Raw genomic sequence first — 24,605 nt, 5'->3', positions numbered from 1 at the left:
GTGGCATGCGGGTCCGAGGGAAGCCGGGGGCACAGGTGGTGTATGTCGGGCATCGGCTCGACGTGGGGACCGTTGCCGAGATACGGCCGCATCTGCACGACGCGGTCGATTCGGGCAAGGGCGACCTGATCGTCGACCTCTCCACCCTGGAGATGATCGACTCCACTGGTCTCGGTGTGCTCGTGGGCACGCATCGTCGCGCGTTGAGCGCGGATCGCCGTCTCGTTCTTCGGGGAGTGCCACCACGGATCATGCGGGTGCTGGCGGTGACTCGGCTGAATCGAGTGTTGCGCGTGGAGGTGCCGGCGGCCGCGGTGGCCTGAAAGTGACATCCGGCGGTGGTCGGGAGCGCGCCGGAGGCCACACCATATTCGAGGGCAGGGTGCGATCAGCCGCCCCTGCCCTCGCCCGTGCCTGATCGCCCGGTCCGGCCGGCGTCCGGGCGGTGTGAATATCCCCCGGTGCAGCCGATCACGCAATCACGCTAAGTGATCACCTGGTTGGAAAAGGATCTGTGGAAGATATGGACCGCCGCGGCGACGAGTTCCTCGATGGAAGGCGGTTCCTCGGCCAGTACCCATTCGATGAGTAGCTCCTGGAGCGCTCCTATCACACCGAGTGCGAGCAGGTGCCGATTGACCGGAGCGGGGTCGGGAAAGCTGTCCGTGACGTCCTCGACCATGCGGGCGAAGGACTCTATCGCCCGCTGCCTGGAGGCGGTCAGAACATCGCCTGACCTGCGCACTTCGACGTGCATGATGCGCGCTCGCCGCCAGTCGGCCGTCGCGAAACCGATATAGCTGGAAATCCCGGCTCTGATGCGCTCGTCGAGTTCCTGGGGCGCCTCCTGCAGGGCCTTGGAGACCGCGGCGATGGTTTCGTCGACGCACCGTTCGTGCAGTGCCTGGAGTAGCTCCTCCCTGCCGCCGAAACATTCGTAGAAGGCGCGATTGGAGATCCGGGCCTCCGTGCACAGCCTTTCGATGGTCGTGGCGGCGAATCCTGGTTTCGCATAGAGCGTGTATGCGGCGGCCATCAGCCGCTCTCGTCTGTCAGCCAGCCTTTGCTCGGCCGACATTCCCCGGTAAGACCGGTTCACATTCCACCCGTTCCGCATGATCGTGAGCCCCCAGAGCCCACAATTATGGATGGATGATCGCATTCGGGAAAGAGTGTTTACATTAGCGCTTACGTCGCCCATGCAAGATGGTCACCATCCTGATCAGTCGCTCAAGTTCTCCGGGCGCGCGGGAGAAGGATGTCAGGTTCATTCCCGGCAGGGCGAAGCGCTGGCGGGCGATGGCCTTGGGCCTGGCGAACTCCCTCAGGCCGTCGGCGCCGTGGATCCTGCCGAACCCCGAGTCGCCGACGCCACCGAAGGGCAGCGAGGGCACTCCCGCGAACGAGATGACCGAGTTGATCGCGGTCGCCCCGCTGCGCATGAGCCTGGCCAGCCGCATGGCGCCGCGCGTGTCGCGGGAGAAGACGGTGCCGCCCAGCCCGTAGGCGGAGGCGTTGGCCAGCTCCAGCGCCTCCTTGGCGTCCCTCGTCCTGCGCACGGTGATGGTCGGGCCGAAGGTCTCCTCCCGTACCGCCGCGGAGTCCTCGGGGACGTCCTCGACGATGACGGGATCGACGTAGGGCGCGCGCACCGACTCGGGCCCTCCCTTGACCGCCTTGCCCGTCTTGACCGCGTCCTCGATGTGCCGCCTGATGATGTCGAGCTGGGCGGGCATGGTGATGGGCCCGTAGTGCTCGCCCGCCTTGACTGTCGAGGCCAGCTCCTTCAGCTCGCGCATGAACGGCTCGTAGACCTGGTCGACGACGTAGACGCGCTCCACGCCCACGCACGTCTGCCCCGCGTTGGACAAGGCTCCCCACAGGCAGGCGTCGGCCGCGGCCCTGAGGTCGGCGTCCGCGTCGACGATGAAGGCGTCCTTGCCGCCGCACTCGGCGACGATCGGGGTGAGGTTGCGCGCGCAGGCAGCCATCACCCGCTTGGCGGTGGCGGTGGAGCCGGTGAACGCGACCTTCTTCACCCTCGGGTCGCCGGCCAGCGCGGCGCCTGTCTCCCCGAGCCCTGTGATCGTCTGCAGGACGGGGTGCTCGGGCACGGCCTGGGCGAACAGCTCCGCCAGCCGTACGCCGCAGCCGGGGGTGAGCTCGCTCGGCTTGAACACCACGGCGTTGCCCGCGGCCAGCGCGTAGGAGATGGAGCCCATCGGGGTGAAGACGGGGTAGTTCCACGGGCCGATCACGCCCACGACGCCGAGCGGGAGGTACTCCAGCGTCGCGGCCAGGTTGAGCCCGATCAGGCCGGTGGCGACCCTGCGCCTGCCCAGCACCTTCTCGGCGTTGCGCGCGGCCCAGTCGAGGTGCGTGATCGTCAGGACGATCTCCAGGACGGCGTCGCCCCTGGGCTTGCCCGTCTCCTGGTGGACCAGCTCGGCCAGCGGCCTGAGGTTCTGGGTGACGATCGCCTTGTAGTCGAGGAGCCTGCGTCTGCGCTCGCCCGCGCCCAGCTCCGCCCACCAGGCGGCCGCCTGCTCGGCCCTGGCGACGGCCAGCCCTACGGCCTCGGCGTCGTGCTGGGGATGCGTTCCCACGACCTCGCCTGTGGCCGGATTCAACGAGTCGAAAGTCATGGCGCCACGATAGATTCGTAACCACTCACTTACAAGGGTCATATCGGCCCGAAAAATACATTTTCGGCCCACCGGATTGTCGCTCTGGCCTGCACGGACCCTTGTTTATCCGGAAGGGGGTTGCTGCCCTGACAGGCGAGCAAAACAATGGCATTCCAGATCCACGGCTCCCCCGAAAGGCGTCATGTCGCTTTTCCCCCTTCCGCTCGTGCTGCCCCACCACACCCACTACGCCCGGCTGGGAGTCGGGCCCGAGGCCACCGCCGAGGAGATCAGAGCCGCCGCCGCCAGGCTCGACGCCCGGTTGAAGGCGCGCAACGCAGGGGTCCAGGAGATGGTCGAGGCCCACGCGATCAACCTCGAGAGCGCCGCCGCGCGGGCCGAGCACGACGACGACCATCCGCCGCTGGCCCTCATGCGGCTGGAGTCCACCTGGGCTCCCGTCTTCGAGGAGCGCGCCGTCGGGCTGGCCGTCCTGCGCCGCGAGCTCGAGAGGTTCCTCGAGTCCAGAGGCGAGCGGGTCTACCGCCCCTCCGACCTGACCCGCGCCGACTTCAGTGCTGATCACACCTACTGCCCCATGCTCGACGATTGACCTCACGGAGGATCCATGGACGACGCTCTCCACCGCGTCATCGGCATCGATCTGGGCACCACCTACTCGGCCGTCGCGGCCTACAATGCCGACGAGTTCGAGTCGGAGATCATCTATGACGGCGCCATCGCCGACAGGCAGGGAGCGGCGACCCCCTCCGTCGTCAGGCTCGGGCCCGAAGACGGGCGTGTCATCATCGGTCACGAGGCCAAGAACGCCATCGGCCTGCAGGGCGCTCCCGCCGAGACCATCATCGAGATCAAGCGCGAGATGGGCGCGGAGTTCACCGAGGCCTCACTCGACGCCTTCGGGGTCAGGGGCGAGCGTGAGGTGGGCCAGCCTGTCGAGGTGCGCTTCGGCGGGGCGTGGCTGAGGCCGCAGGAGGTCAGCGCGCTGATCCTGATGCGGATGAAGGAGATCGCCGAAACCAGGCTGGGCGGGCAGATCCGCGACGCGGTCGTCACCGTGCCCGCCTACTTCACCGAGCGGCAGAAGAAGGCGACCGAGGAGGCCGCGCTGCTGGCAGGGCTCTATCCCCGCCAGCTCATCCCCGAGCCGACCGCTGCCGCCATCTGTTACGGCGTCGACAGGGGCGAGGCCGAGCGCCAGATCTACCTGGTCTTCGACTTCGGCGGCGGCACGTTCGACGTCTCCATCATCGAGACCCGCGACGAGGAGATCGTGGTGCTGGCCACCGCGGGAGACCAGCGGCTCGGCGGCGGCGACATCGACGACGCGATCGCCGCGTGGGCGATGGAGCACAGCGGGGGCGCGGGCGACCCGATGCGGGTCAAGGCCGCCGCCGAGGGCGCCAAGCGCGAGCTGTCCTTCAGCGAGCAGGCGACCATGTCCCTCGACGACGGCGTCACGCTCACGCTCGACAGGCCCACCTTCGAGGCGCTGGCCAGGCCCGTCCTCGACAAGACGCTCGCGCAGGTGGAGGAGGCGCTGCGCTTCGCCGCCGAGCAGAAGGGCCTCGACAGGGCCGACGTCGACGCGGTGCTGCTGGTCGGCGGCTCCACCAGGATCCCGCGCGTCACCCAGATGCTGCTGGAGTACTTCGACAAGGACGAGGAGTTCGTCAGGAGCGACGGCAACCCCGACACGCTCGTGGCCAGGGGCGCGGCGATCGTGGCCCGCAAGTTCGAGCCCTCGCAGGAGTTCGACCTGGCGAGAGCCGAGGAGGGCGGGCTCAGCGACGAGGCGGACGAGCTCAAGATCACCCTGATCACCGAGCACACGCTGGGCGTGGCCGTACAGGAGGGTCGCTTCGACCCGCTGATCAGTAGGGGCGCGAAGATCCCCGCGAGCCAGAAAAAGATCTACACCAACCCGCCACTGGCCGAGCACATCGAGGCGGCGATCTACCAGGGCGAGGGCAAGTACGTCTACGAGGACGGCACCACCCTGGTCGGCACCATCCACCTGTCCGACATCGAGCCGCGCCCCGAGGGCTACCACAACTTCGAGGTCGAGTTCGCGCTCGACATCAACGGGCTGCTGGAGGTGCGGGTCAAGCACGTCAACACCGGCAGGGACTACGAGGCCACCTTCGAGCAGAGCACCAGCATCGGCCAGGTCAACGAGCTGGCCGAGCGCAGGCAGGCGCTGCTCGCGCTCTACTCGGGCCACGACAGGCTGACGCCGAGGCAGGCCGCCGCCCCCACACCCGCGCCGTCGTCCGCCATCCCGCGGCCCGTCGACGACGACGAGCCCGCGCTCGACCTCGGCCAGGTGCCACGGGAGTTCACCCGGCTGGTCAGGCGCGTCCACGACCACCTCGACAAGGAGCGGGGGCCGCTCTCCCTGGTCGCGGCCTACGAGGACTTCGCCTCCGCGATCAGGTCGGGCGCCCCCGAGCATGTGCTCGAGGAGCTCGGCGACAGGCTGGAGGAAGCCTTCGATGCCAGACGATGAGGACGTGGCCGCGGCGCTGGACTCGCACCTGGTCGGGGTGGGCATGTGGGGGACCGTCTACACCGCGGCGAACGGCCCGCGCTGCTACCGGCTGATCCCCAACGACCACCTCGACGCGGGCGGCAGGGCCGGCCTGCACGAGCTGAGAGCCAGGCCGCGCAGGCCGGGGGTGGCTCCCGTCATCCGTCACCTGGCCGGCGACCAGCAGGAGATCGGCAGGCAGTGGTTCCAGGTGGTCTGCTACGAGCTGGCCGCCGACTGGTCGCTGGCCGACTCGCTGGCCAGCCCCCATCCCATCCGCAGGCTCACCGACATGGCGGTGGTGCTGCGGGCCGTGCCGGGGTGGTGGGCGCGGGCCGCGGGCTTCCTGCCCACGCCCAGCGACATCGCCTTCACCCATCGGACCCCGCAGCTGCTGGTGGTGCCGCGCTGGGGCGTGCCGTCACTGCGGGCGCTGTTCATGGCGCCTGAGCGGATCTGCTACCTCGCGCCCCAGCTGCTGCTGGGTGTTCGCGACGACAGCGGCAGGGCCGAGGACATGTACGCGCTGGCCGTCATGAGCCTGCGCTGCTTCGCCAGGCTGCCCTCCTGGGAGCCCGGCGAGCTGATGGCCAGAGCCGCCTGCTCGGCGCTCTACTCCTCTGACAGGTGCGAGAGCCGGCTACCGAGCTGGATGCGCAGGCTGGAGGCGGTACGGCAGGCGCTGGCCGCCATCGACGCCCTGCTCGCCCATGACCCGTCGGCGCGCGCCACCATGGCGCCCACCGACCTGGCCGACCTGCTCGAACGCTGCGTCGAGGAGATGGACCCCGTCGCGACCGTGGCGGCGCTGCGCGCGCAGGGCAGGGCGAAGGAGGCGATGGAGCTGGCCAGGACCGTCCTCATCGACGACCCCTCCTACGAGCTGCTGCTGCTGGCGGCCGCCATCGCGGTCGACGAGCTCGGCAACCCGCTCGAGGGCCTGGAGCTGCTGGAGCGGGCCGTCCTGGCGGAGCCGCGCAGGCGCGAGGCCTACGCCGCGCAGTTCGCGCTGGTGCGCGACTCCAGGGCGGTGGTCATGGCCCAGCTGGTCGAGGCCGTCGACCCCTCCTTCGCGCGACGCCTCGACGACAGCGTCCTGCGCGCCTTCGACCAGCTTTCCCCGCGCGAGCAGCGGGCAGGCGCTCACGACCTGGCCCGCTACCTTCTCGACAGGGGCGACGCGCGCAGGGCCAACAGACTCGTCTTCACCTGGCTGCACGACGGCGACACGCTGATGTGGTGGCAGTTCGACCTGATGATCGACTACGTCGAGACGTTCCTGCGCCTCGGCAGGATCAGGGAGGCCAGGGAGCTGGTCGCCAGGATCAAGGCCGACCTGACCAGGATGCGTGAGAGCGGCCACCTGCCGGCCGGGCAGATCCACGACCACGGCATGCGCCTGGCCGGGGTCGAACGCCTCCTGCTCGGTGAGGGGCCCTCATGACGACGATCGTCCTGCTCGTCCTGGTGATCGCGCTGGTGGGTTACATCGCGCTCGTCCAGCCCAACCGCTGGCGCGTCCCGCTGCACGAGGCGCTGGCCCTGCTGCCCAGCGACGACCCCGACGACCTCGCCCGCGCCGACCGGCTGCTCGGTCAGGCCGTCGCAGGAGGCATCAGGCGGCGCGCCCTCGGCGACGCCCGCTTCGCCCAGGCCTACGTCAGGGCCAGGCTCGGCCGCTACGACCCCGCGATGTACGGCGCCGCCGCGGCCAGCGTGGCCGACCTGGTCGCCGCCGACGGCTACGACAGGCACACCGCCTACCTCGATCTGTGGCTGCAGGCCAGGCTCGACCAGCACGACAAGGTCCTCGACCTGTTCCAGCAGCACAGGGCGCTGCTGGAGGAGCGCAGACCGGCCAGGCTCATCGCCGCGATCGCCGCGCTGAACAAGGCCGTCGCGCACTGGCGGCGCAGGGAGGTCGAGGGCGCGCTGCACTACTTCGACCAGCTGCGCGAGCTCGGCGAGCTGACCGACCAGATCCCCGCCCACGTCGAGGACCTGCAGCTGGTCAACGGGGTCCAGGCGCTGTTCGACGGCAGGGCCGAGGACGCCAGACGCTCCTTCGAGGGCTCGCTCGCCAGAGCGGCGCACGAGTCACGGGCGCGGGACTCACGGGCGGAGGCGACGCTCGGGCTGATCGCCTGCGACTGGGAGAGCGGCCCGCTCGACGAGCTCGACCGCAGGCTCGGCCAGGTCCTCGACGAGCTCGGTCCCGCGAAGGCCGGCGACGAGGAGGCCGTGGCGCTGCGGGCGCACGCGGCGCTGCTCCACGTCGTCTCCCTGCTGCGCCGATGGAGGGAGCAGGGCACGCCCGACCCGCGCGAGCTCGACGCGAGGGTGGAAAGGACGCTGGCGGCCGACGCCGACCTCGGCGACGCGCATCTGATCCGCGGGCTGATCGGCTACTACTTCGCCACCGGCAAGGACGAGCGCGACAGGGCGGTGGCGGAGCTGGAGCGCGGGGTGGCGACGGCGAAGGGCGTCACCCTGCGCGAGGTGCTCGAGCTGGTCGACAAGGAGCGCGAGCTCGCCGACGAGAAGGGCACCGTGGCCCGCTACGTCGGCCTGGTCGAGGAGTACCTCGCCGACCCCTCGGTGCCCGCGCGCCACAGGGCCGAGCTCGAGGCGATCAGGCGCCTCATGGAGCCGTTCCTCGATCCGGCCGCGGTCGCCGCCGACCTGCGCCCGCACGAGAACCTCACCGCGGAGGAGCAGCGCGACCGCTCGCGCCTGCTGGGTGTGCGCGTCAACAGGATCCTCTACGGCAAGGTCCGTGACCTGGCAGGCGATCCGAGGCTGTCGGAGATCAAGGACCTGTCGGGGCGCAGGCAGCAGGCGCTGACCGGGTTCAACGAGAGCGAGAGGGAGCTGAGGGAGATCGAGACCCCGTTGCTGAAGGCGACCGGCCTGCTGCTCCTGCCGGAGGACCCCCATGGCTGACAGGTTCAACCCGGGCGCCGCCCTCGAACCCCTGCGCGGCACCACGGCGGCGGCCAGGCGGAGGCGGCTCGACCGTGAGCGCCTGCTCGACAGGCTCGAGCCGGTCACCCACCGCCCGCAACCCGACGACCAGCGCCTGTTCGAGCAGTCCAGCATCGGCAGGGTCCTGCTCCTGCTCGTCAAGGTGGACCAGGAGCAGGAGTACCAGCTCTGCAGGGACGTGGCCGAACGCGTGCTCGGTCACGTGCCCGACCCCGACGCCGACGATCTCCCCATGTGAAACGAGGACCACGTGACGCTCCACGAGATCAAGCCGGTAGCGACGCTGCGCACGCCCGTCGTGGAGATCGCCCCCGTCACCAGGGAGAGCGACCTGAACGCCGAGCTCGACTCCAAGGTGAGCGAGCTGCGCAGGCGCATGGCCGAGGAGGGCAGGGGCGAGGGGCTGCGCATCAAGCTCGCCGACCAGTCCGTGGCCGACCTGAGCCTGGTCATCGAGTCGGAGGAGGAGGGGCTGCTCCAGGACGCCAGGGTGAACGTCGCCAGCGGCTCCTACGACCTGGCGCTCGAGCTGCTCGACGAGCTGCTCGAGCTGGCCCCCCGGCACCAGGAGGGCCGCTACCTGACGGCCTGCTGCCACTACGGCAAGGGAGGTGACGGCCTGCGTCACGCCCTGCGCCTGCTCAGGCCGCTGCGCGACGAGCCACTGGCCGAGGAGCTGGCCGAGCAGGTGCGGCAGCTGCGTGCCGAGCTGCGGCGGGTGCTCACACCGTCCGAGGTGATCGAGTTCGCCGCGCTGGCCCAGGCCGACAGGGGCGCGGCCACCGCCCGCATGCGCGAGTTCATCGAGCTGGCCCCCGAGGAGGGCTCCTGCTACCAGGTGCTGGCCATCTCGCTGGCCTCCACCGGCGCCGCCGAGGAGGCCCTCGCGGTCGTCGAGGGCGGCCTGGCCGTCGCCGAGCAGGACAGAGCCCCCGTCGAGGCCCTGGCCCGGCGGCTGCGGATCATGCTGCTGCGGCCGAGGGCGGCGGCGGCGCTCGACGCGTTCAAGACGGGCGGCTACGAGCGGGCCCTCGCCGAGCTGCGCCGCCTCGAGCCCAGGTGGCGCGGCCTGCCCGTGGCCCGTGACCTCGACGACTACCTCGCGGAGCTGGCGGCGACGGGCCGCCTGGCCGCGCCGAAGGTGCCCTTCGACAGGGCGGAGGACCTCTACTCCCTGATCGCCGAGCAGGAGGCCTCGATCGCTCTCACGCTGCTCAACGAGGGCAGGATGGAGCAGGCGGAGCCGCTGCTGACGGCCGCGCTCGGCTACGTGCCGCTCTTCCCCTGGATGAACTTCCTCTACGCGCTCTGCCTCTACCTGCGCGGCGGCGACACCGTCCGCTCCGGCAGGGCGGTCGAGATCGCACTGCGCGATCCCACGATCGCGCAGGCGGCCGAGCTGCGCCAGGCCATCATGGCCCAGCGGGAGGCGCAGCTGATCAACCCGTTGGTCCTGCGGTTCAACGCGATCCTGGAGCACGTTCCAGCCGAGGGGCACACCGCCGAGAGCCTGGACCAGATGGCGCAGCGGCTACGGGCGCTCGGCGAGGAGGTCCCAGGGCTGCACCAGAGGATGCTCACCCCCGCCGGCGAGGCCACGCTCGAACGGCTCAGCGAGGCCGTGCGGACCAACCTCATCGACGTGCTCGAGCTCATGGAGTTCGCGCAGCTGAGCGAGGAGTTCGGGCAGATCATGTCGCAGGCGAGAGGGGTACCGGGCTCGCGGCTCAGGGCCCGGCTGAGCGCGCTCGACGGAAAGGTGCGCCGCAGGGCACGCGACGCCGACGTCGGCAGGAAGCACTTCGACGATCTGACGGCCGCCATCCGCCAGGCCATGGCGGCGCTCGGCGAGCAGGATCTGGTCGTGCGCTTCAACGCCCTGTTCGAGGGACGGCCGCCGGACCGCTGGCGGCTGTCGCAGGAGCTCGACGCGATCGCCTCTGAGATCCCCGGGGTGCGCTCCTCGGCCAACCCCGACACCGTCAGACGCCTGGACGACCTCGACCAGGCCATCCGCCGGATCAAGAGGCAGATCTCCTGATGGCAGGCCACCGATGGGACATCTTCCTCAGCTACGCGCACGAGGAGTACCGCGAGGCGGAGAAGCTGCGCGACTACCTGCGCAGGCACAGGACGAGCGACGACCGCACGCCCGTCGTCTTCCTCGACGAGTCGAAGGAGGGCATCAGGCCGGGGGCCGACTGGGCGCAGGCGCTGAGAGAGGGCATCAGGCACAGCAGGTTCTTCGTGCCGCTCTACTCCAGGGCCTACTTCAACAAGCACATGTGCCGCAACGAGCTGACCGAGGCGCTCAACGTGCGCGACGCGCCGCCGGGCTGGATCATCCCCGTGCTGCTCGAGCAGGTCAGCGAGATCCCCATCACGGCGAGCCACATCCAGTACCTGCCGGTCACCAATCCCGACTGGTCCGAGCGGCTGCGTGACCTGCTCGGGCTCACCACCAGGCCGGTCAGGCGCGCGCTCGCGGTCAGCCGCCCGCCCGGCACCGTCTACGCCAGCCTCACCGCCACCTGTGAGGTGAGAGTCGACGACGACTTCGCCGAGCAGGTGACGATCAGGGCCGAGCCGGCGAGCGTGGGGCTCAACGGCACGCTGACCATGAGGGCGAGGGCGGGGGTGGCCGCCTTCACGGACCTGTCCTTCACCGCCCCCACCCCGCTGGTTCGTCTCGTCGCCGAGGCGCCGGGCCACGAGCCGGGCGTGAGTGACGCCTTCGAGGTCAGGGCGCAGGCCACGCGCCCGCCCGCGGCCCACGGCACCCGCATGGCCGTACGGGGGCAGCCGGTGTTCCTGCCCGACGGGCAGGCCCTTGCCGTCTGCTCCGACGAGGCGCTCGTGCTCAGCCGGTACGGCCAGAGCGAACACGTCGAGCTGCGGACCGGCCCCAGACTGACCGCCACCGGCGCGACCTGCCTCGCCGTGGCCGACTGGACGGGCAGGGTGGTGCTGACCCCGCCCACCACGGTGTTCGACGCGCCGGGCAAGGGGCTCACCGTTCCGGGGGCGCTGGCCTTCGAGGGCGACACCCTCTACGCGGGCATGTGGAACGGCCAGATCTGGACCGTCTCTGCGGGCCAGCCGCCCGCGCCGCACCTGCGGCATCCGGCGGGCGTTCAGGCGCTGGCCGTCCACGAGGGGGTGCTGCTGGTGGCGGGGCACGACGGGCGGCTCGCGGTCTACGACAAGACCGACCTCGTGGCCGAGCACGAGGTGGAGCCGCTGATCAGGGGGTTGCGCGGGCACGAGGGCTGCGCGGTCGTGGTGGGGGAGCGGCACGTGTACAGGGTCGACCTCGACCCGCCGCGCATGATCAGGGACCAGCTGGGATCGGGCCCGATCGCGGGCGCCTGGATGGGGGAGTCGCTGACCGTGATCGTGCACGAGGACGGCACAGGGCTGTGGTTCGACGCCGAGCTCGCCGTCAGGGCGGCGTTCAGGATTCCGGCGGGCGCGCGGCCCGTCGGAGCCGACCGGTGGGGAAAGACGGTCGTGCTGGACTACCCGGGCGGCACGCGGGCGCTGGCCCGCGACGGGCGCGTCGTCTACACCACGGAAGCGGGAGCGCTGGCGATCTCCCCTGACGGCGAGCACCTGGCGATGACGGGGCCGCGCGGGATCACCGTGGTGCCCGTCATCGACGTGCTGCCCCCGGATGAGGTGCCACCCGGGGAAGGGGCGTCATGAGGCAGGGCAGGGCCGAGCTCAGACAGGTGGCCGACGAGCTGGCCTGGAAGTACGACAGGGGGTTTCGGCTCAGCGACGAGGAGCTGGACGCCCTGGTGGAGGCGAGCTTCCGGCTCGGCGTGCACCCCGACACGCCTCCCGCCGAGGCGATCGCCCTGCTGCGGCGCGCCCACCACCTCGACGTGGACAACCCCAAGCATGCCTACCACCTGGGCCGCCTCTACCTGGCGCACGAGCGGTTCGAGCAGGCAGCCCTCTGGCTGGAGCTCGCCGCCAGGCTCGCGCCGGGAAGCCATCGGGTCTGGGCGCACCTGAGCGTGCTGGAAAGGTGGCTGGATCTTAGGGAGAAGGGGCAGCAGGGCTACACGGGCGCGCGCAGGGAGCGGGCCGCCCACATCGGCGCCGACCTCACCTCCGAGGAGTCGAGGTGGTCGGGGATCCACGACCTGGAGGCCGAGGCGAGGCTCAGGGGCGACACGAGCGGCCGCACCAGGGACGCCCTCACCGCCGAGCTCGAACTGCTCGCCGGGATGGCCGCCCACAGGACGGGCGGCGCGGCGGCGTTCGTGGTCCTGGCCGTCCAGTGGATCGTCTACGGGTATCCGGCGGCCACCGTCAGGCGGCTGGCCGCCCATCTGGACGAGGGGGCCGCCCGCGACCTGCTGGAGCTGGTCTGCGACCTGGTCGAGTCGGACGAGGCGGAGCTGCCGGGGGCCCTGGCGGCGGCGCTGGCGGGAGGCGAGCTGCCCGGCGTGCTGGTGGCGCTCCTGCACCAGCGGCGGCTGCTGCGCCGTCCGCTGCGCTTTCCCGACCTGGGGGCGCACGCCGCGGCCAGACGGTTCGAGGGCGGCGACCCCGACGCCGTGGTCAAGGCGCTCGATCGGGCCACCGCGAGGCTCACCGCCGAACCGCCCGCGCATCTGGGCGAGGCGACGGCCAAGCAGGCCGTCCAGCAGCAGGAGGTGGGCGACCCCCGGCAGCGGCTCGACGCCGTGCTGGCCGTGGCAGAGCGGCTCGAACAGGCGCGCAACGGCGTCAAGGCGCTGATCGGCAAGCGGGCCAGGCAGAAGCCGTCGGACGCCGAGACCTACAGCCTGCTCACCGGTGACGTCGAGACGCTCACCGAGGTCCTCGGCAGGATCGAGAGCAGGGCGGAGGCCGCGCTGACCGAGCTGCGAGGGCTCAAGCAGGCGCTTCCCGCCGCCGAGTTCGGCCAGCTCCTGCAGAACGGGGAGAACCAGCTGACGGACGTGATCGGCCCCCTGGGCGGGGTGCGCGGCACGCTGACCAAGAAGGTCGGCAAGAAGTGCGTGGCGGTGGCCGAGCAGTTCCCCGCAGCGGCGCCGATCCCCTCGGCCGAGGCCCTGGATCTGCTGGCCCTCCTTCCCCCCTGGCAGCAGCCCACGAGCGTTCTCCCGCCCGAGGCCGTGGCCGCCCCCGAGTCTGTTGAGACCCGCGAGACCCCTCAGACGCCCGAGAGCCCCATGGCCTTCGCCGATGATCCGGTCCGGGCGGCACTGGCCAGGGCGGACGACGCGCTGCGGGCCACCTTCGATCGGGCCGCCGCCACCCTCGACGCCTACTCAGGCCCGGCCCTGCGAGCCGGACCGGTGGCGATGCTGCGCGACTACGTGGAGGGGACCAGAGCCGAGGCCCTCTACCGCACAGGACGCGGCGGGCAGGCCAGGGCCGTCTGGAACCAGATGCTGGCCAGGAACCCTCTCGACCTGGCCCTGCTGCGCAACCTCGCCGTCGCCCACACCTGCGCGGGAGACGTCGCGCACGCGACCGCGGCCTGGCGGGCCTACCTGGTGGCGCACTACCTGCTCGACCTGGCCGAGGGCGCCCCGTACGGGCACGCCGTACGGCGGGCGGAGCTGCACGAGCTGCTGACCCGCGGCTTCGGGACCGCCTGCCTGCGCAGGAAGCCCCCAGGCCCTGAGGAGGACCTCGACTCCGTGCCGCTCGCCCTGGCCAGCAGGGCCAAGACCGTCGCCGTGGCCGCCCACCTGCGACTGGAGGCGCTCAACCGGATCATCTGCCACCGCGACCCCGCGATCGTCCTGGGCCTGGACCGGTCGGCGGGGGCCGAGCAGGTGCGCGCCGCCCGCGAGCGCAGGCTGGCCTTCGTCGAGCGCGCCTGCGCCGAGCTGCCGGGCTCGGCGGGGCCCGCCTTCGCCGCGCTGTGCGCGAAAGCCGTCGAGGCGGCCGCCGACAGGGGACCGGCCCGCTCCCACGCCGGCAACGAGGAGCTCGCCGCCCACCTGGAGTGGGTCAAGGGGCTGCTGCTGCTCAAGGTCCGCATCAGGGAGGGCGTCTACCGCGACGACGCGGACTGGCCCTGCACCGAGTACTCAGGCGACGTGATCGGCAACCTGCGCCTGCTCGACGAGGTCGGCCCCGACCCCGACGACGACTTCGTCCTGCGCGCCGCCCAGCAGGTCGCTCCCGGCATGGAGCCCCGCCAGTTCCTGCGGGCCTACGGCGCGATCGCCGACCAGGCCCGCGACCTGGCCGCGACCAAGGTGCTCGAGCACCTGCGCACGGCCGGCGACGAGGTGCTGGCCAGGCAGTTCCCGCTCATCGCCAGGTCGTGGGTGCGCAACGAGCTGCCCGCCGACTACCTGCTGCTGCTCGACTCGCCCGACGAGGTCTACAAGGAGGTGGTCTCGTCGGCGCTGCGGGTGCTGGCCGAGGCGGCGGAGGAGCTGGACGAGGCCGACAGGCCCGTGGTCGAGGCGGCCGTCGCCGCGATGACCAGATGGGTCACCAGGCTCCCTGGCGCCACGGGCCCTGCCCGCATGCTGGCCAGGCTCCACACGGCTCTCGGGCGCTACTCCGAGGCGGGCGCGGTGCTGAGGAGGGCTCGCCAGGAGGCCTTCAGCGAGGCGGGCCGCCTCGAGGTCGACTTCGCCTTCGTCAGGCTCGCTCTCGACAGCGAGCGCTTCGCCGAGGCCGTCGAGCGGCTGAGGGCCCTGGCGGGCGGCGGGACCGACGACCCGCGCGTCAGGGTGTGGCTGCTCGAAGGCTACGCCCGATGGATCCCGTCCGAGCCGGGCAGGGCCAGTGTGGCCGACATCACCCGCGACCTGTCGCCCTGGACGGACGAGGAGACCGTCGAGGAACGCCGCAGGCTCGTCGTCTACGCCGTCGTACAGCCGCACAACGCGCGAGGGGGCGCGCTGACGGCGCTGGTCGAGGAGTTGCGCTCGATCAGAAGGGCCGACCCCGGCAACCTCCACGCGCTGGAGCAGGAGGTCCAGGCGCTGTTCGCCAGGGCGCAGGAGATCAGGCTGCAGATGTCGCAGGCGTCAGGCCAGCGGCGCAGGGCGCTCGGCGCCGAGCTGAAGGAGGCGGTGCGCCAGTGCCGGGAGGCGGGCACGGACTTCGCCGGCCGTTCGGCCGACGAAGCGGCCCGCGCCAGGATCGGGGAGATCCTGTCCAGGCTGAGGTGAGCGAGAGCCCGCTCAGAACAGCGTCGGGTTCTCCGGCTCGATGCCGCGCAGGGCGGCGTAGTCGAGCGTGACGCAGTCGATGCCGCGGTCGGCCGCCAGCACCCGGGCCTGCGGCTTGATCTCCTGAGCGGCGAAGACACCGCGCACGGGGGCCAGCAGCGGATCGCGGTTGAGCAGCTCGAGGTAGCGGGTGAGCTGCTCGACGCCGTCGATCTCGCCGCGCCGCTTGATCTCCACGGCGACCGTCGCGCCCGAGGAGTCGCGGCACAGGATGTCGACGGGGCCGATGGCCGTCATGAACTCCCTGCGGATCAGCGTGTAGCCCTCGCCCAGCGTGCTGATGTGCTCGGCCAGCAGCTCCTGCAGGTGTGCCTCGACGCCGTCCTTGATCAGGCCGGGGTCGACGCCCAGCTCGTGGGAGGAGTCGTGGAGGATCTCATCCATCGTCAGCACGAGCTTCTCGCCGGTCTTGCCGTGGGTGACGGTCCAGGTCGGGCCGTCCTCCTTGAGCTTGCACGGCGGGTTCATCCAGTTGAGCGGCTTGAACGCGCGGTCGTCAGCGTGGATGCTCACGCTGCCGTCCGCCTTGATGAGGACGAGCCTCGGCGCCATCGGCAGGTGTGCCGTGAGCCTTCCCATGTAATCCACGCTGCATCGCGCGATGACCAGCCGCATGACGGCCAACCCTACCGGCTCTGGAAAACTGGGCGCATGGTGTTCGAAACGGTGGGAGTGGTCGGTCTCGGCACGATGGGGGCCGGCATCGCGGAGGTCTTCGCCAGAGCGGGGATCAGGGTGGTCGGCGTCGAGGCCGATCAGGAGGCCCTGGACAGAGGGCTCGGGCACCTGGAGGCGTCCACGGGAAGGGCGCTGGAGAAGGGCAGGCTCTCCGCCGGCGAGCGGGAGGAGATCCTTTCCAGGGTGACGCTCACCACGTCGCGCGACGACCTGCGCGACGCCGACCTGGTGGTCGAGGCGATCCCCGAGGTCATGGAGTACAAGGTCGCGCTCTTCACCGACCTCGACAGGATCTGCAAGCCGTCCGCGGTCCTGGCGACGAACACCTCCTCGCTGCAGGTCACCGCGCTGGCCGCCGCCACGGGGCGCCCCGGCAGGGTGGTCGGCATGCACTTCTTCAACCCCGCTCCCGTCATGGGCCTGGTCGAGGTCGTCGGCACCGTGGTCACGGAGCCAGGCGTCGTCACCTCCGTCTCCGACCTTGCCGTACGGCTCGGCAAGACGCCGGTCGCGGTGGGCGACAGGGCGGGGTTCGTCGTCAACAGGCTGCTGCTGCCGTACCTGAACCACGCGGTCACCCTCCTCGACCACGGCGTGGCCGCCCGCGACGACATCGACAACGCCATGCGGCTCGGCGTCGGCCTGCCGATGGGGCCCTTCAGCCTGCTCGACCTGATCGGGCTCGACACCTCCTACGAGATCATGGGCGTGCTGTTCGAGGAGTCGCGCTCGGAACGGCACGTCCCCTCGCCGCTGCTGCGCTCCTACGTGGCCGCGGGGTGGCTCGGCCGCAAGTCGGGCAGAGGCTTCTACGGAGAGACCGCCGCGGAGTCCACGCCCGAGAAGGCGGCGGCCAGCACCGTCCGCGTCGAGGGGTCGCAGGAACTGGCGGCGACGCTGGCCGCGGCGGGGTTCAAGGATTCAGCGGAGCCCGACGTGGTCCTGCGGGTGGGCGAGGCCGCGCTCGGGGAGCGGGTCGTCCAGGTGCGCGTCACGGGGAAGGTCGCCGAGCTGTCGGGCTCCGTGCTGACCTCCCGCCAAGCCGTGCTCTGCGCCCGCGACCTGCTGAGGGTGGCCGGGTACACGCCGGTGCCGTGCAGGAGGTCCGTGATCGACGCGCTCCTCTACGCCCACCTGAACGACGCCGTCCACATGTACTCCTCCGGATACGCCTCCATCGCCGACATCGACGCGGCGATGCGGCTCGGCTGCGGGTATCCACAGGGGCCCTTCGAGTTGATGGAGTCCATCGGGCTGGCGAAGGTGCGCGACGGGCTGCGCGCCCTCTACGCCGAGCACCTGTCCCCGTCCTTCGCCCCCGCGCCGCTGCTCGACCAGCTCGTCACGGCCGGGCTGGACGCCTTCCCCCGCGCATGAGCCCTCGCCGAGCCCGCCGCAAGGAGTCCACCCGCCCGATCGGTTTCCCCAGTTCGACCGACAGGGTGGAGCACTGGCCCGACGGCGACTGGAAGGTCCGCATGCTCAGCGGGTCCTCCTCGGCGAAGAACTACCGCTGCCCCGGCTGCGACCAGGAGATCCGCCCCGGAGCCCCGCACATCGTGAGCTGGCCCGACTGGAGCGGCGGCGACGAGGAGCGCCGCCACTGGCACACCACCTGCTGGCGCAAGCGCCTGGACCGCGGTCCAGGGCGTACCAGGTACTGAGGAGACACGTCTTGGAGATCCGCGCGGCCACCGTCCTGCCCGCCAGGCGCGAGCCGATCGAGCTGCACACCGCCGACGGGCTGACCCTGGTGGGCGAGCTGGCGCTGCCGGCCGACCGTCCTGCCGTGGCGACGCTGGTCACCCTGCACCCGCTGCCGACCCACGGCGGGTTCATGGACAGCCACGTCTACAAGAAGGCGGCCAACCGCCTGCCCGCCCTGGCCGACCTGGCCGTGCTGCGCTTCAACACCAGGGGCACCTCCTCCGAGAGAGGCACCTCCGAGGGCGCCTTCGACGGCGGCGAGGGCGAGCGGTACGACGTCGCCGCGGCACTGGAGTACGCCGAGTTCCACGACCTGCCGAAGGTCTGGGTGGTCGGCTGGTCCTTCGGCACCGAGCTCACGCTCAAGTGGGCGCACGACCCGCTGGTGGAGGGGGCCATCCTGCTGTCGCCGCCGCTGCACAGGGCCACCGACGCCGACCTGGACGCCTGGGCGGCCTTCGGGCGGCCGCTGGTGGCGCTGGTGCCCGAGTTCGACGACTACCTGCGGCCGGAGGAGGCCAGGGCCAGGTTCGCCAGGGTGCCCCAGGCGGAGGTGATCGGCGTCGAAGGCGCCAAGCACCTGTGGGTCGGCGAACCGTACGTCAGGATCGCCCTGAACGAGATCGTCAAGCGGGTCAACCCCGACGCCTTCCCCCTGCCCACGGACGTTCCATAGAATCTTGTTCGGTCACGGGCAAGGAGGCGGCATGGGCGCGTTCGATCTTTCCGGCAGGAAGGCCTTCGTCAGCGGGGCGTCGAGGGGCATCGGGAGGGCCATCGCGCTCGCCTACGCCGACGCGGGCGCCGACCTCGCCCTGGTCTCCCGCTCGCCCGAGTCGCTGGCCGAGGTGGCCAAGGAGGTCGAGGCACGCGGACGGCAGGCCGTGGTCATCCCCGCCGACCTCACCGACAGGGACGCCGCCGCGGCGGCCGTCCACGGTGCGATCAAGGCGCTCGGCCACCTCGACATCGTGGTGAACAACGCGGGCGGCTCCAACTTCCTCGTCGAGTTCAAGGATCTGCGGCTGTCGGGCTGGGACAAGCTCATGCGGCTCAACCTCGACTCGGCGATGACCGTCTGCCACGCCGCCGCCACGCACCTGCTGGAGCGCGGCTCGGGCTCGGTCATCAACGTCGCCTCGGTGGCCGCGCTCGGCGCGCCCTTCCTGGCCCCGTACGCCGCGGCCAAGGCGGGCCTGGTCGCCCTGACCAGGACGCTGGCCGTGGAGTGGGCCACCTCGGGGGTGCGGGTCAACGCGCTGTGCCCTGGATGGACCGCCACCGACCTCAACCGCAACCTGTGGGAGGACGAGGCGGTCAGCGCCTCCACGATCGGCGGCGTGCCGATGCGGCGCTGGGGGACGGCCGAGGAGATGGCCCACCCCGCGGTCTTCCTCGCCAGCCAGGCCTCGGCCTACATGACGGGCCAGGTGCTGTTCATCGACGGCGGCGCCACGGCCATCTGAGGGATAGCGGTCGCGCCCTAGGCCGGATATCGGTATGGGCCGCACGGTGATTGTCGGCGAGAACCGGGTTACCGTGTGGTCCGTGCAGCTCTACACGAGATCAGCCGGGACCGGCGTCCCTGTCGTCCTGCTCCACGCCTTTCCGCTCTCGTCGGCCATGTGGCTGGCCCAGCGGGAGGGTCTGTCGGCCTCCTGCCAGGTCATCACCCCCGACCTGCGCGGCTTCGGCGGCTCCAGGCTGGGCGACGACGAGCCCTCCATCGACCTCATGGCCGACGACGTGGCCGCCCTGCTCGACCAGGAGGGCATCGAGCGAGCCGTGGTCGGCGGGCAGTCCATGGGCGGCTACGTGACCATGGCCTTCTGCCGCCGTCATCCCGACCGCGTGGCAGGGGTGATCCTGGCCGACACCAAGGCGAGCCAGGACACCGAGCAGGCCAGGGAGAACAGGGAGCGGATCGCGCGGCAGGTCCTGGCCGACGGCACGGGGGTGCTGGTCGAGGAGGTCCTGCCAGGACTGCTCGGGCAGACGACCAAGGAACGCAGGGCGATGGTGTTCGGCAGGGTCAGAGGGCTGGTCCAGTCGGCTCCGCCCGGCGCGGTGGCGTGGGCGCAGCGGGCCATGGCGGCAAGGGCCCGACTCCTTCGACACCCTCGCCGCGCTCAAGGCGCCCGCGCTGGTGATCGTGGGCGAGGAGGACCAGCTCACCACGCGCGACGACGCCGAGGCGATGCTGCGGGCCGTACCCGACGGGCGGCTGACGGTCGTCGAGCGGGCAGGTCACCTGAGCGCGGTGGAGCAGCCCGAGGCGTTCAACGCGGCCGTGGCCTCGTTCATCAGCTCCGAGCTTGGCGAGGCAGCACGACCTCACGGATGATCAGCGCGATCGCGGCGGCGACCGGGATGGCCAGCAGGGCGCCCACGATGCCCAGCAGGGCGCCGCCGAACAGCGCCGCGATCACGGTCACGGCGGGCGCCACGTCCACCGAGCGCTTCATCACGCGCGGGTAGATGAGGTAGTTCTCCACCTGCTGGTAGATGACGAAGAAGATGGCGCAGGCGATGCCGAGCGGCACCGACTGCAGGAACGCCACGCCGCTCACCAGCACGGCCCCGATCGTCGCCCCGACCAGCGGGATCAGGTCGGTGAGGGCGATCACCAGGGCCAGGGCCAGCGCGTAGCGAGCGTCCGCGATGGTCAGGAAGGCCCAGCTCAGCGCGCCCGCTATGACGGAGATGAGCACGTTGCCCGCGACGTAGCCGCCGATCCCGCTGAGGATCTCGTCGGTGATGGCCTCGGTCCTGGAACGGCGGGAGGCGGGAACGAGCTTGAGGAAGTACTCCTTGATCGTGTGCAGCGAGCCGAGGAAGTAGAGCATCAGCACCAGCAGGGTCAGCCCGGTGAACACCCCGTCCAGCACGACGAGCCCCGCGCCGACGACCCCGCTGGCCAGCGAAGGGGCCAGGGTGTCGGTCACGAAGGCCGCCAGCTTGGGCAGCAGCTGGTAGTCGGAGTCGAGCTGCCTGAGGGTCGGGTTGGCCGTGAGCTGGTCGAAGTAGCCGGGAACCGCGGCGATGAAGTCGGCAGACTCCTGACTCACCGGCGGCACGATGGCCAGCCCGAACAGGCCGAACATCACGATCACACCGGCGAACACGATCGAGATCGACGTCCGGCGCTTCATGCCGCGCCGCTGCAGCGTCTCGACGGCGGGGTTGAGCCCCGCGGCCAGGAACATCGCCACCACGATGAGGATGATCACGCTGAGCGAGCTCGTGATCAGCTGGCCGATGGCGATCGCGGTCAGCACACCGAGGCCGCCCACGAGGCCGAACAGGAACGGCCCTCTGGCCAGCGGCTTGCCCGGCATGCCGTACGGCAGGGCGGCCCTCTCGCCGGACGGCTGGTCGGGCCCCCGCGCCGGGCCTGAGGCCTCGCCGCCGGAGAGCGCCCCGTTGCCGGCCGCCTCCTCCTCCGCCTTCGCGGGCGCCGCGGGCTCGGACTCGTCGGCCTCGCTGGAGGGAGTCTGGGCGTCGGGGCTGGCGGTCACGATGGCTCCATGCGGTTGGGGGGCAATCCAGGCAAGCCGTACAAAGACAACAAGAGAGCCTAGCGACCTCCAGGTCGCCAGGCTCTCCCAGCCGTCGATCAACCCCGGATCAAGGGGGGCTACTCCTGCCACCACTCCGAGTCGTCGTCGCCCCTGGCCTCGGCCTTGGCGGACGCGGGCGTGGGGGCTGGGGCCGGCGCGGGGACCGGCTTGTCGTTGCCGTTGGAGGCCGAAGGAGCCAGGGCCGGCTTCGGCGGGGCGGCGGTGACGGCGGGCTCCGGCTCCATGCCAGGAAGGGGCGCGCCGCCGAGCAGCTGGCGCAGCTGCGCGAGGTGGCTGGTGATGCTGTCGCGCTGCCTGGTCAGCTCGTCGACCTGGCGCTGCATGTTGGAGCGGGTGCGCTCGGCCTCGGACTTGGCCTCGCTCACGATGTGCTCGGCGCTGGCCTTGGCCTCGGCCGCGATCTGGTCGGCGTTCTTGCGGGCGTTGGCGACCAGCTGCTTGGCGTGGGTGTCGGCCTCGCGGCGGGTCTGGTCGGCCTGCTGGGTGGCCTTGGTGGCGCGGGACTCGGCGGTCGCGGCGCGCTGCTCGGCCTCGGCGACCAGCTTCTGCGTGGCGGCCTGCGCGGTGGAGTGGCGCTCGGCCTCCTGACGCTCGGCCTCTTCGCGACGGGCGGCGAGCTGGATCTCGAACTCTGCTTCGTCCTGGGCCCGCTTGGCCTCGGACTCCTCGAGCACCCGCTGGGCCTGGGCGCGCATCTCGTCGGCCTGGCGCTTGGCGGTGGTGAGGACCTCGTCACGCTCGCGCTTGGTCGAGGCGCGCAGCTGGGCGACCTCGCGCTCGGTGGTGGTGCGTAGCTTGGCGATCTCGCGCTCGGCGTCGGCGCGCTTCTCCGCCACCTCGTGGTCGGCGGTGGCGCGCAGCTTGGCGGCCTCGCGCTCGGTGGTGTTGGTGAGCTCCTCGGCCTCGCGGCGGGCGGTGGAGCGGATCTCCTCGGCCTCGCGCTCGGCGGTGGTGCGCATGTCGTCGGCCTCGCGGGTGGCCTGGGCACGCTTCTCGGCCGCTTCGCTCTCGGCGGCGGCGCGCATGTCGGCGGCTTCGACCTTGGCGTGGGCCTTGATCTCGTTGGCCTCGGACCTGGCGGCCTGGACGAGCTCGGTGGCCTGCTCCTCGGCGAGGCGCAGCAGCTGCTCGATGCGGGCGCCGAGACCTGAGTAGGTCGGGCGCTCCTGCTCCTGGAGCTGGCGCTGGGAGTCGGTAAGGTCGCGCTGAAGACCGGTGACCTGCTCGCGAGCCTGGCGCAGCTCGTTGTCGAGCTGCTTGAGGTGGTCGTGGACCTGGTGCCGGTCGTAACCACGGAGCACCACGTCGAACTCGCGGGCTGGGGCGTCCTCGAAGAAGTTGTTGAGTTGGGCGTCGATGTCGGACTGCATGGAGGCTCGATCCTGGGTTGTCGAGACGGCTACACGGGCCGGACGGGGGGTTCGGGACATCCGAGCCAGGAGCCTGCTCCTGGCAGCAGGCTCCTTGTCCGGTGGAAGGCCAGCGTACTCCGCTGTTGCCGCCTTGGAGGCCCCGTCCAACTATCTGCGCGACTAGTTACATATGAACGTTTTTTACGTTCAGCGGCCCTCTGCGGCCTGGACCAGCTCTGTGAGCATTCCGCCCACATCCTTCGGATGCAGAAACGCTATGGACGAGCCCATGGAGCCGTGCCTGGGCCGCTCGTCGAGCAATCTGACACCCTTGGCGCCGATCTGCTCCATGGCCTGCGAGACGTCGGGGACGCCGAAGGCCACGTGGTGCACCCCCTCGCCCCGCCTGGCCAGGAACTTGCCGACGGGGGAGTCGGCCGAGAGCGGTTCGAGGAGCTGGATGTAGGAGCCGCCGCCCTCGCCGTCGGCGATGTGCAGCATGGCCTCCTTGACGCCCTGCTCCTCGTTGACCTCGCGGGCCACGACGGTCAGCTCGAAGGTCCGCTCGAACAACGCGATCTTCTCCTCCAGGTCGTGGCAGGCGATCCCGATGTGGTCGATCCGCATAAACACGTGTGTCCCGCCTCCATGGTGGTCGGCCCTGTGGTCCTGGGTATCGTGTCAAACGACCCCTCGTGTGCACAGGAGGCCCTGCCATGTCTGGTTCCGTCATCGTCGCCGGAGCTCGTACACCCATCGGACGCCTGCTCGGCGCCTTCGCCGGCCTCCAGGCCGTCGATCTCGGCGCTCTTGCCATCAAGGCCGCCCTCGACCGCGCCGGAGTCGCGCCCTCCGCCGTGGAGTACGTGATCATGGGGCAGGTGCTCCAGGCCGGCGCGGGACAGATCCCCTCCCGCCAGGCCGCCGTCAAGGCGGGCATCCCGATGAGCGTGCCCTCGGTGACCATCAACAAGGTCTGCCTGTCGGGCCTCGACGCCATCGCGATGGCCGACCAGCTGATCCGCGCGGGCGAGTTCGACATCGTGGTGGCGGGCGGCATGGAGTCCATGACCAACGCCCCCCACCTGCTGCCCGGGCTGCGCAAGGGCGTGAAGTACGGCGGCTCGCAGGTCGTCGACTCGATGGCGCACGACGGGCTGTTCTGCGCCTTCGACCAGTGCGCGATGGGCGAGTCGACCGAGCGCCACAACGCCCGCCTGGGCATCGGAAGGGCCGAGCAGGACGAGTTCTCCGCCCGCTCCCACCAGCTCGCCGCCGCCGCGATGAAGAACGGCGTGTTCGAGGACGAGATCGTGCCCGTGGAGGTCCCCAAGCGCGGCCTGGTCACCGACGACGAGGGCGTCAGGCCCGACACCACCGTCGAGACGCTGGGCAAGCTGCGGCCCGCCTTCGCCGCCGACGGCACGATCACCGCGGGGTCGGCCTCGCAGATCTCCGACGGCGCGTGCGCGGTCGTCGTCATGTCCAGGGCCAAGGCGGAGGAGCTCGGGCTGAGCTGGCTGGCCGAGATCGGGCGGCACGGCAACGTGGCCGGCCCCGACGCCTCGCTGCAGTCGCAGCCGGCCAACGCCATCAAGCACGCGCTCGGCAAGCAGGGGCTGTCGGTGGACGACCTCGATCTGGTGGAGATCAACGAGGCGTTCGCCAGCGTGGTGATCCAGTCGGCCAAGGAGCTCGGGCTGCCCTACGACAAGGTGAACGTCAACGGCGGCGGCATCGCGCTCGGCCACCCCATCGGGGTGTCGGGGGCGCGCATCGTGCTGACCCTCGCCCACGAGCTCAGGCGGCGCGGCGGCGGTCTGGGCGCGGCGGGCCTGTGCGGTGGCGGCGGCCAGGGCGACGCCCTGATCATCCGCGTCCCCTAGCCCTCCCTAGGTGTACTG

The 24,605-nt window shown here is 71.1% G+C and carries 21 protein-coding genes and 1 pseudogene; 16 read left to right on the top strand and 6 right to left on the bottom strand.

The genetic code is table 11. From position 1 onward, the window contains the following. The first annotated feature begins 5 nt into the window (after nt 1-5). Nucleotides 6-323: an STAS domain-containing protein gene (locus FHR33_RS18330; RefSeq protein WP_183649070.1), complete on the top strand. Its 318-nt coding sequence runs from the start codon at nt 6-8 to the stop codon at nt 321-323. A 161-nt stretch (nt 324-484) separates the two neighbouring features. On the opposite strand, the gene FHR33_RS18325 is transcribed toward FHR33_RS18330, so the two are convergent. Next, entirely contained in the window at nt 485-1,036 is a 552-nt protein-coding gene (locus FHR33_RS18325) for a TetR/AcrR family transcriptional regulator (protein ID WP_246452003.1), read from the bottom strand. Nucleotides 1,037-1,181: 145 nt separating this feature from the next. Then, entirely contained in the window at nt 1,182-2,645 is a 1,464-nt protein-coding gene (locus FHR33_RS18320) for an aldehyde dehydrogenase family protein (protein WP_183649064.1), read from the bottom strand. Between the two features lie 184 nt (nt 2,646-2,829). Between FHR33_RS18320 and FHR33_RS18315 the strand changes: the two genes are divergently transcribed. From FHR33_RS18315 to FHR33_RS18280, 8 genes are read left to right on the top strand one after another with little or no spacing between them, the layout of a single operon-like run. After that, nucleotides 2,830-3,240, top strand: coding sequence for a hypothetical protein (locus tag FHR33_RS18315; protein WP_183649062.1), 411 nt, complete (start codon nt 2,830-2,832; stop codon nt 3,238-3,240). Nucleotides 3,241-3,255: 15 nt separating this feature from the next. Continuing rightward, nucleotides 3,256-5,157 (top strand): Hsp70 family protein, encoded by a 1,902-nt coding sequence (locus FHR33_RS18310; RefSeq protein ID WP_183649060.1) that lies wholly within the window; start codon nt 3,256-3,258, stop codon nt 5,155-5,157. Then, entirely contained in the window at nt 5,144-6,622 is a 1,479-nt protein-coding gene (locus FHR33_RS18305; protein ID WP_183649058.1) for a hypothetical protein, read from the top strand. Before FHR33_RS18310 ends, FHR33_RS18305 begins: the two co-directional genes overlap by 14 nt. After that, nucleotides 6,619-8,121, top strand: coding sequence for a DEAD/DEAH box helicase (locus tag FHR33_RS18300; RefSeq protein WP_183649056.1), 1,503 nt, complete (start codon nt 6,619-6,621; stop codon nt 8,119-8,121). Before FHR33_RS18305 ends, FHR33_RS18300 begins: the two co-directional genes overlap by 4 nt. After that, a complete protein-coding gene (locus tag FHR33_RS18295) occupies nt 8,114-8,401 on the top strand; it encodes a hypothetical protein (RefSeq protein ID WP_183649054.1) in 288 nt (95 codons plus the stop codon). Before FHR33_RS18300 ends, FHR33_RS18295 begins: the two co-directional genes overlap by 8 nt. Before the next feature lie 12 nt (nt 8,402-8,413). Beyond that, entirely contained in the window at nt 8,414-10,204 is a 1,791-nt protein-coding gene (locus FHR33_RS18290; RefSeq protein ID WP_183649051.1) for a tetratricopeptide repeat protein, read from the top strand. After that, on the top strand, nt 10,204-11,868 hold the full coding sequence (locus tag FHR33_RS18285; protein ID WP_183649048.1) for a toll/interleukin-1 receptor domain-containing protein: 1,665 nt from the start codon (nt 10,204-10,206) through the stop codon (nt 11,866-11,868). Before FHR33_RS18290 ends, FHR33_RS18285 begins: the two co-directional genes overlap by 1 nt. Further along, a complete protein-coding gene (locus tag FHR33_RS18280) occupies nt 11,865-15,323 on the top strand; it encodes a tetratricopeptide repeat protein (protein ID WP_183649045.1) in 3,459 nt (1,152 codons plus the stop codon). The genes FHR33_RS18285 and FHR33_RS18280 overlap by 4 nt, the downstream gene beginning before the upstream one ends. 12 nt (nt 15,324-15,335) lie before the next feature. Here FHR33_RS18280 and nucS read toward each other — a convergent pair whose 3' ends face one another. Next, the gene (gene nucS / locus FHR33_RS18275; RefSeq protein WP_183649041.1) at nt 15,336-15,998 is read right to left on the bottom strand and encodes an endonuclease NucS; all 663 of its coding nucleotides are present in this window, start codon (nt 15,996-15,998) and stop codon (nt 15,336-15,338) included. A 36-nt stretch (nt 15,999-16,034) separates the two neighbouring features. Between nucS and FHR33_RS18270 the strand changes: the two genes are divergently transcribed. From FHR33_RS18270 to FHR33_RS50335, 6 genes and pseudogenes are all read left to right on the top strand, one after another. Next, on the top strand, nt 16,035-17,438 hold the full coding sequence (locus FHR33_RS18270) for a 3-hydroxyacyl-CoA dehydrogenase (protein ID WP_183649038.1): 1,404 nt from the start codon (nt 16,035-16,037) through the stop codon (nt 17,436-17,438). Next, nucleotides 17,435-17,725: an Rv1322 family protein gene (locus tag FHR33_RS18265; RefSeq protein ID WP_183649035.1), complete on the top strand. Its 291-nt coding sequence runs from the start codon at nt 17,435-17,437 to the stop codon at nt 17,723-17,725. The genes FHR33_RS18270 and FHR33_RS18265 overlap by 4 nt, the downstream gene beginning before the upstream one ends. A gap of 11 nt (nt 17,726-17,736) precedes the next feature. After that, nucleotides 17,737-18,444, top strand: a complete 708-nt coding sequence (locus FHR33_RS18260; protein WP_183649032.1) for an alpha/beta hydrolase — start codon at nt 17,737-17,739, stop codon at nt 18,442-18,444. Nucleotides 18,445-18,475: 31 nt separating this feature from the next. Beyond that, nucleotides 18,476-19,234: an SDR family NAD(P)-dependent oxidoreductase gene (locus FHR33_RS18255; protein WP_183649030.1), complete on the top strand. Its 759-nt coding sequence runs from the start codon at nt 18,476-18,478 to the stop codon at nt 19,232-19,234. 34 nt (nt 19,235-19,268) lie between these two features. Then, nucleotides 19,269-19,829 (top strand): annotated as a pseudogene (locus FHR33_RS50340) (alpha/beta fold hydrolase); the annotation flags it as partial. An 85-nt stretch (nt 19,830-19,914) separates the two neighbouring features. Further along, on the top strand, nt 19,915-20,112 hold the full coding sequence (locus FHR33_RS50335; RefSeq protein WP_312896005.1) for an alpha/beta fold hydrolase: 198 nt from the start codon (nt 19,915-19,917) through the stop codon (nt 20,110-20,112). On the opposite strand, the gene FHR33_RS18245 is transcribed toward FHR33_RS50335, so the two are convergent. From FHR33_RS18245 to mce, 3 genes are all read right to left on the bottom strand, one after another. Further along, a complete protein-coding gene (locus FHR33_RS18245; RefSeq protein ID WP_312895599.1) occupies nt 20,072-21,286 on the bottom strand; it encodes an AI-2E family transporter in 1,215 nt (404 codons plus the stop codon). The two genes, FHR33_RS50335 and FHR33_RS18245, sit on opposite strands and share 41 nt — an antisense overlap. A 119-nt stretch (nt 21,287-21,405) precedes the next feature. Continuing rightward, nucleotides 21,406-22,719 carry a DivIVA domain-containing protein gene (locus FHR33_RS18240; protein ID WP_183649027.1) on the bottom strand — a complete coding sequence of 438 codons (1,314 nt, stop codon included), beginning with the start codon at nt 22,717-22,719 and terminating at the stop codon, nt 21,406-21,408. A 189-nt stretch (nt 22,720-22,908) separates the two neighbouring features. Beyond that, a complete protein-coding gene (mce, locus tag FHR33_RS18235; protein ID WP_183649024.1) occupies nt 22,909-23,334 on the bottom strand; it encodes a methylmalonyl-CoA epimerase in 426 nt (141 codons plus the stop codon). Between the two features lie 83 nt (nt 23,335-23,417). Between mce and FHR33_RS18230 the strand changes: the two genes are divergently transcribed. Further along, nucleotides 23,418-24,587 (top strand): acetyl-CoA C-acetyltransferase, encoded by a 1,170-nt coding sequence (locus FHR33_RS18230; protein ID WP_183649021.1) that lies wholly within the window; start codon nt 23,418-23,420, stop codon nt 24,585-24,587. Nucleotides 24,588-24,605 lie beyond the last annotated feature (18 nt).

The sequence above is a fragment of the Nonomuraea dietziae genome (genome assembly GCF_014195505.1).
GTDB lineage: Bacteria > Actinomycetota > Actinomycetes > Streptosporangiales > Streptosporangiaceae > Nonomuraea > Nonomuraea roseola.
This window is presented reverse-complemented; position numbering and strand designations above follow the sequence as displayed.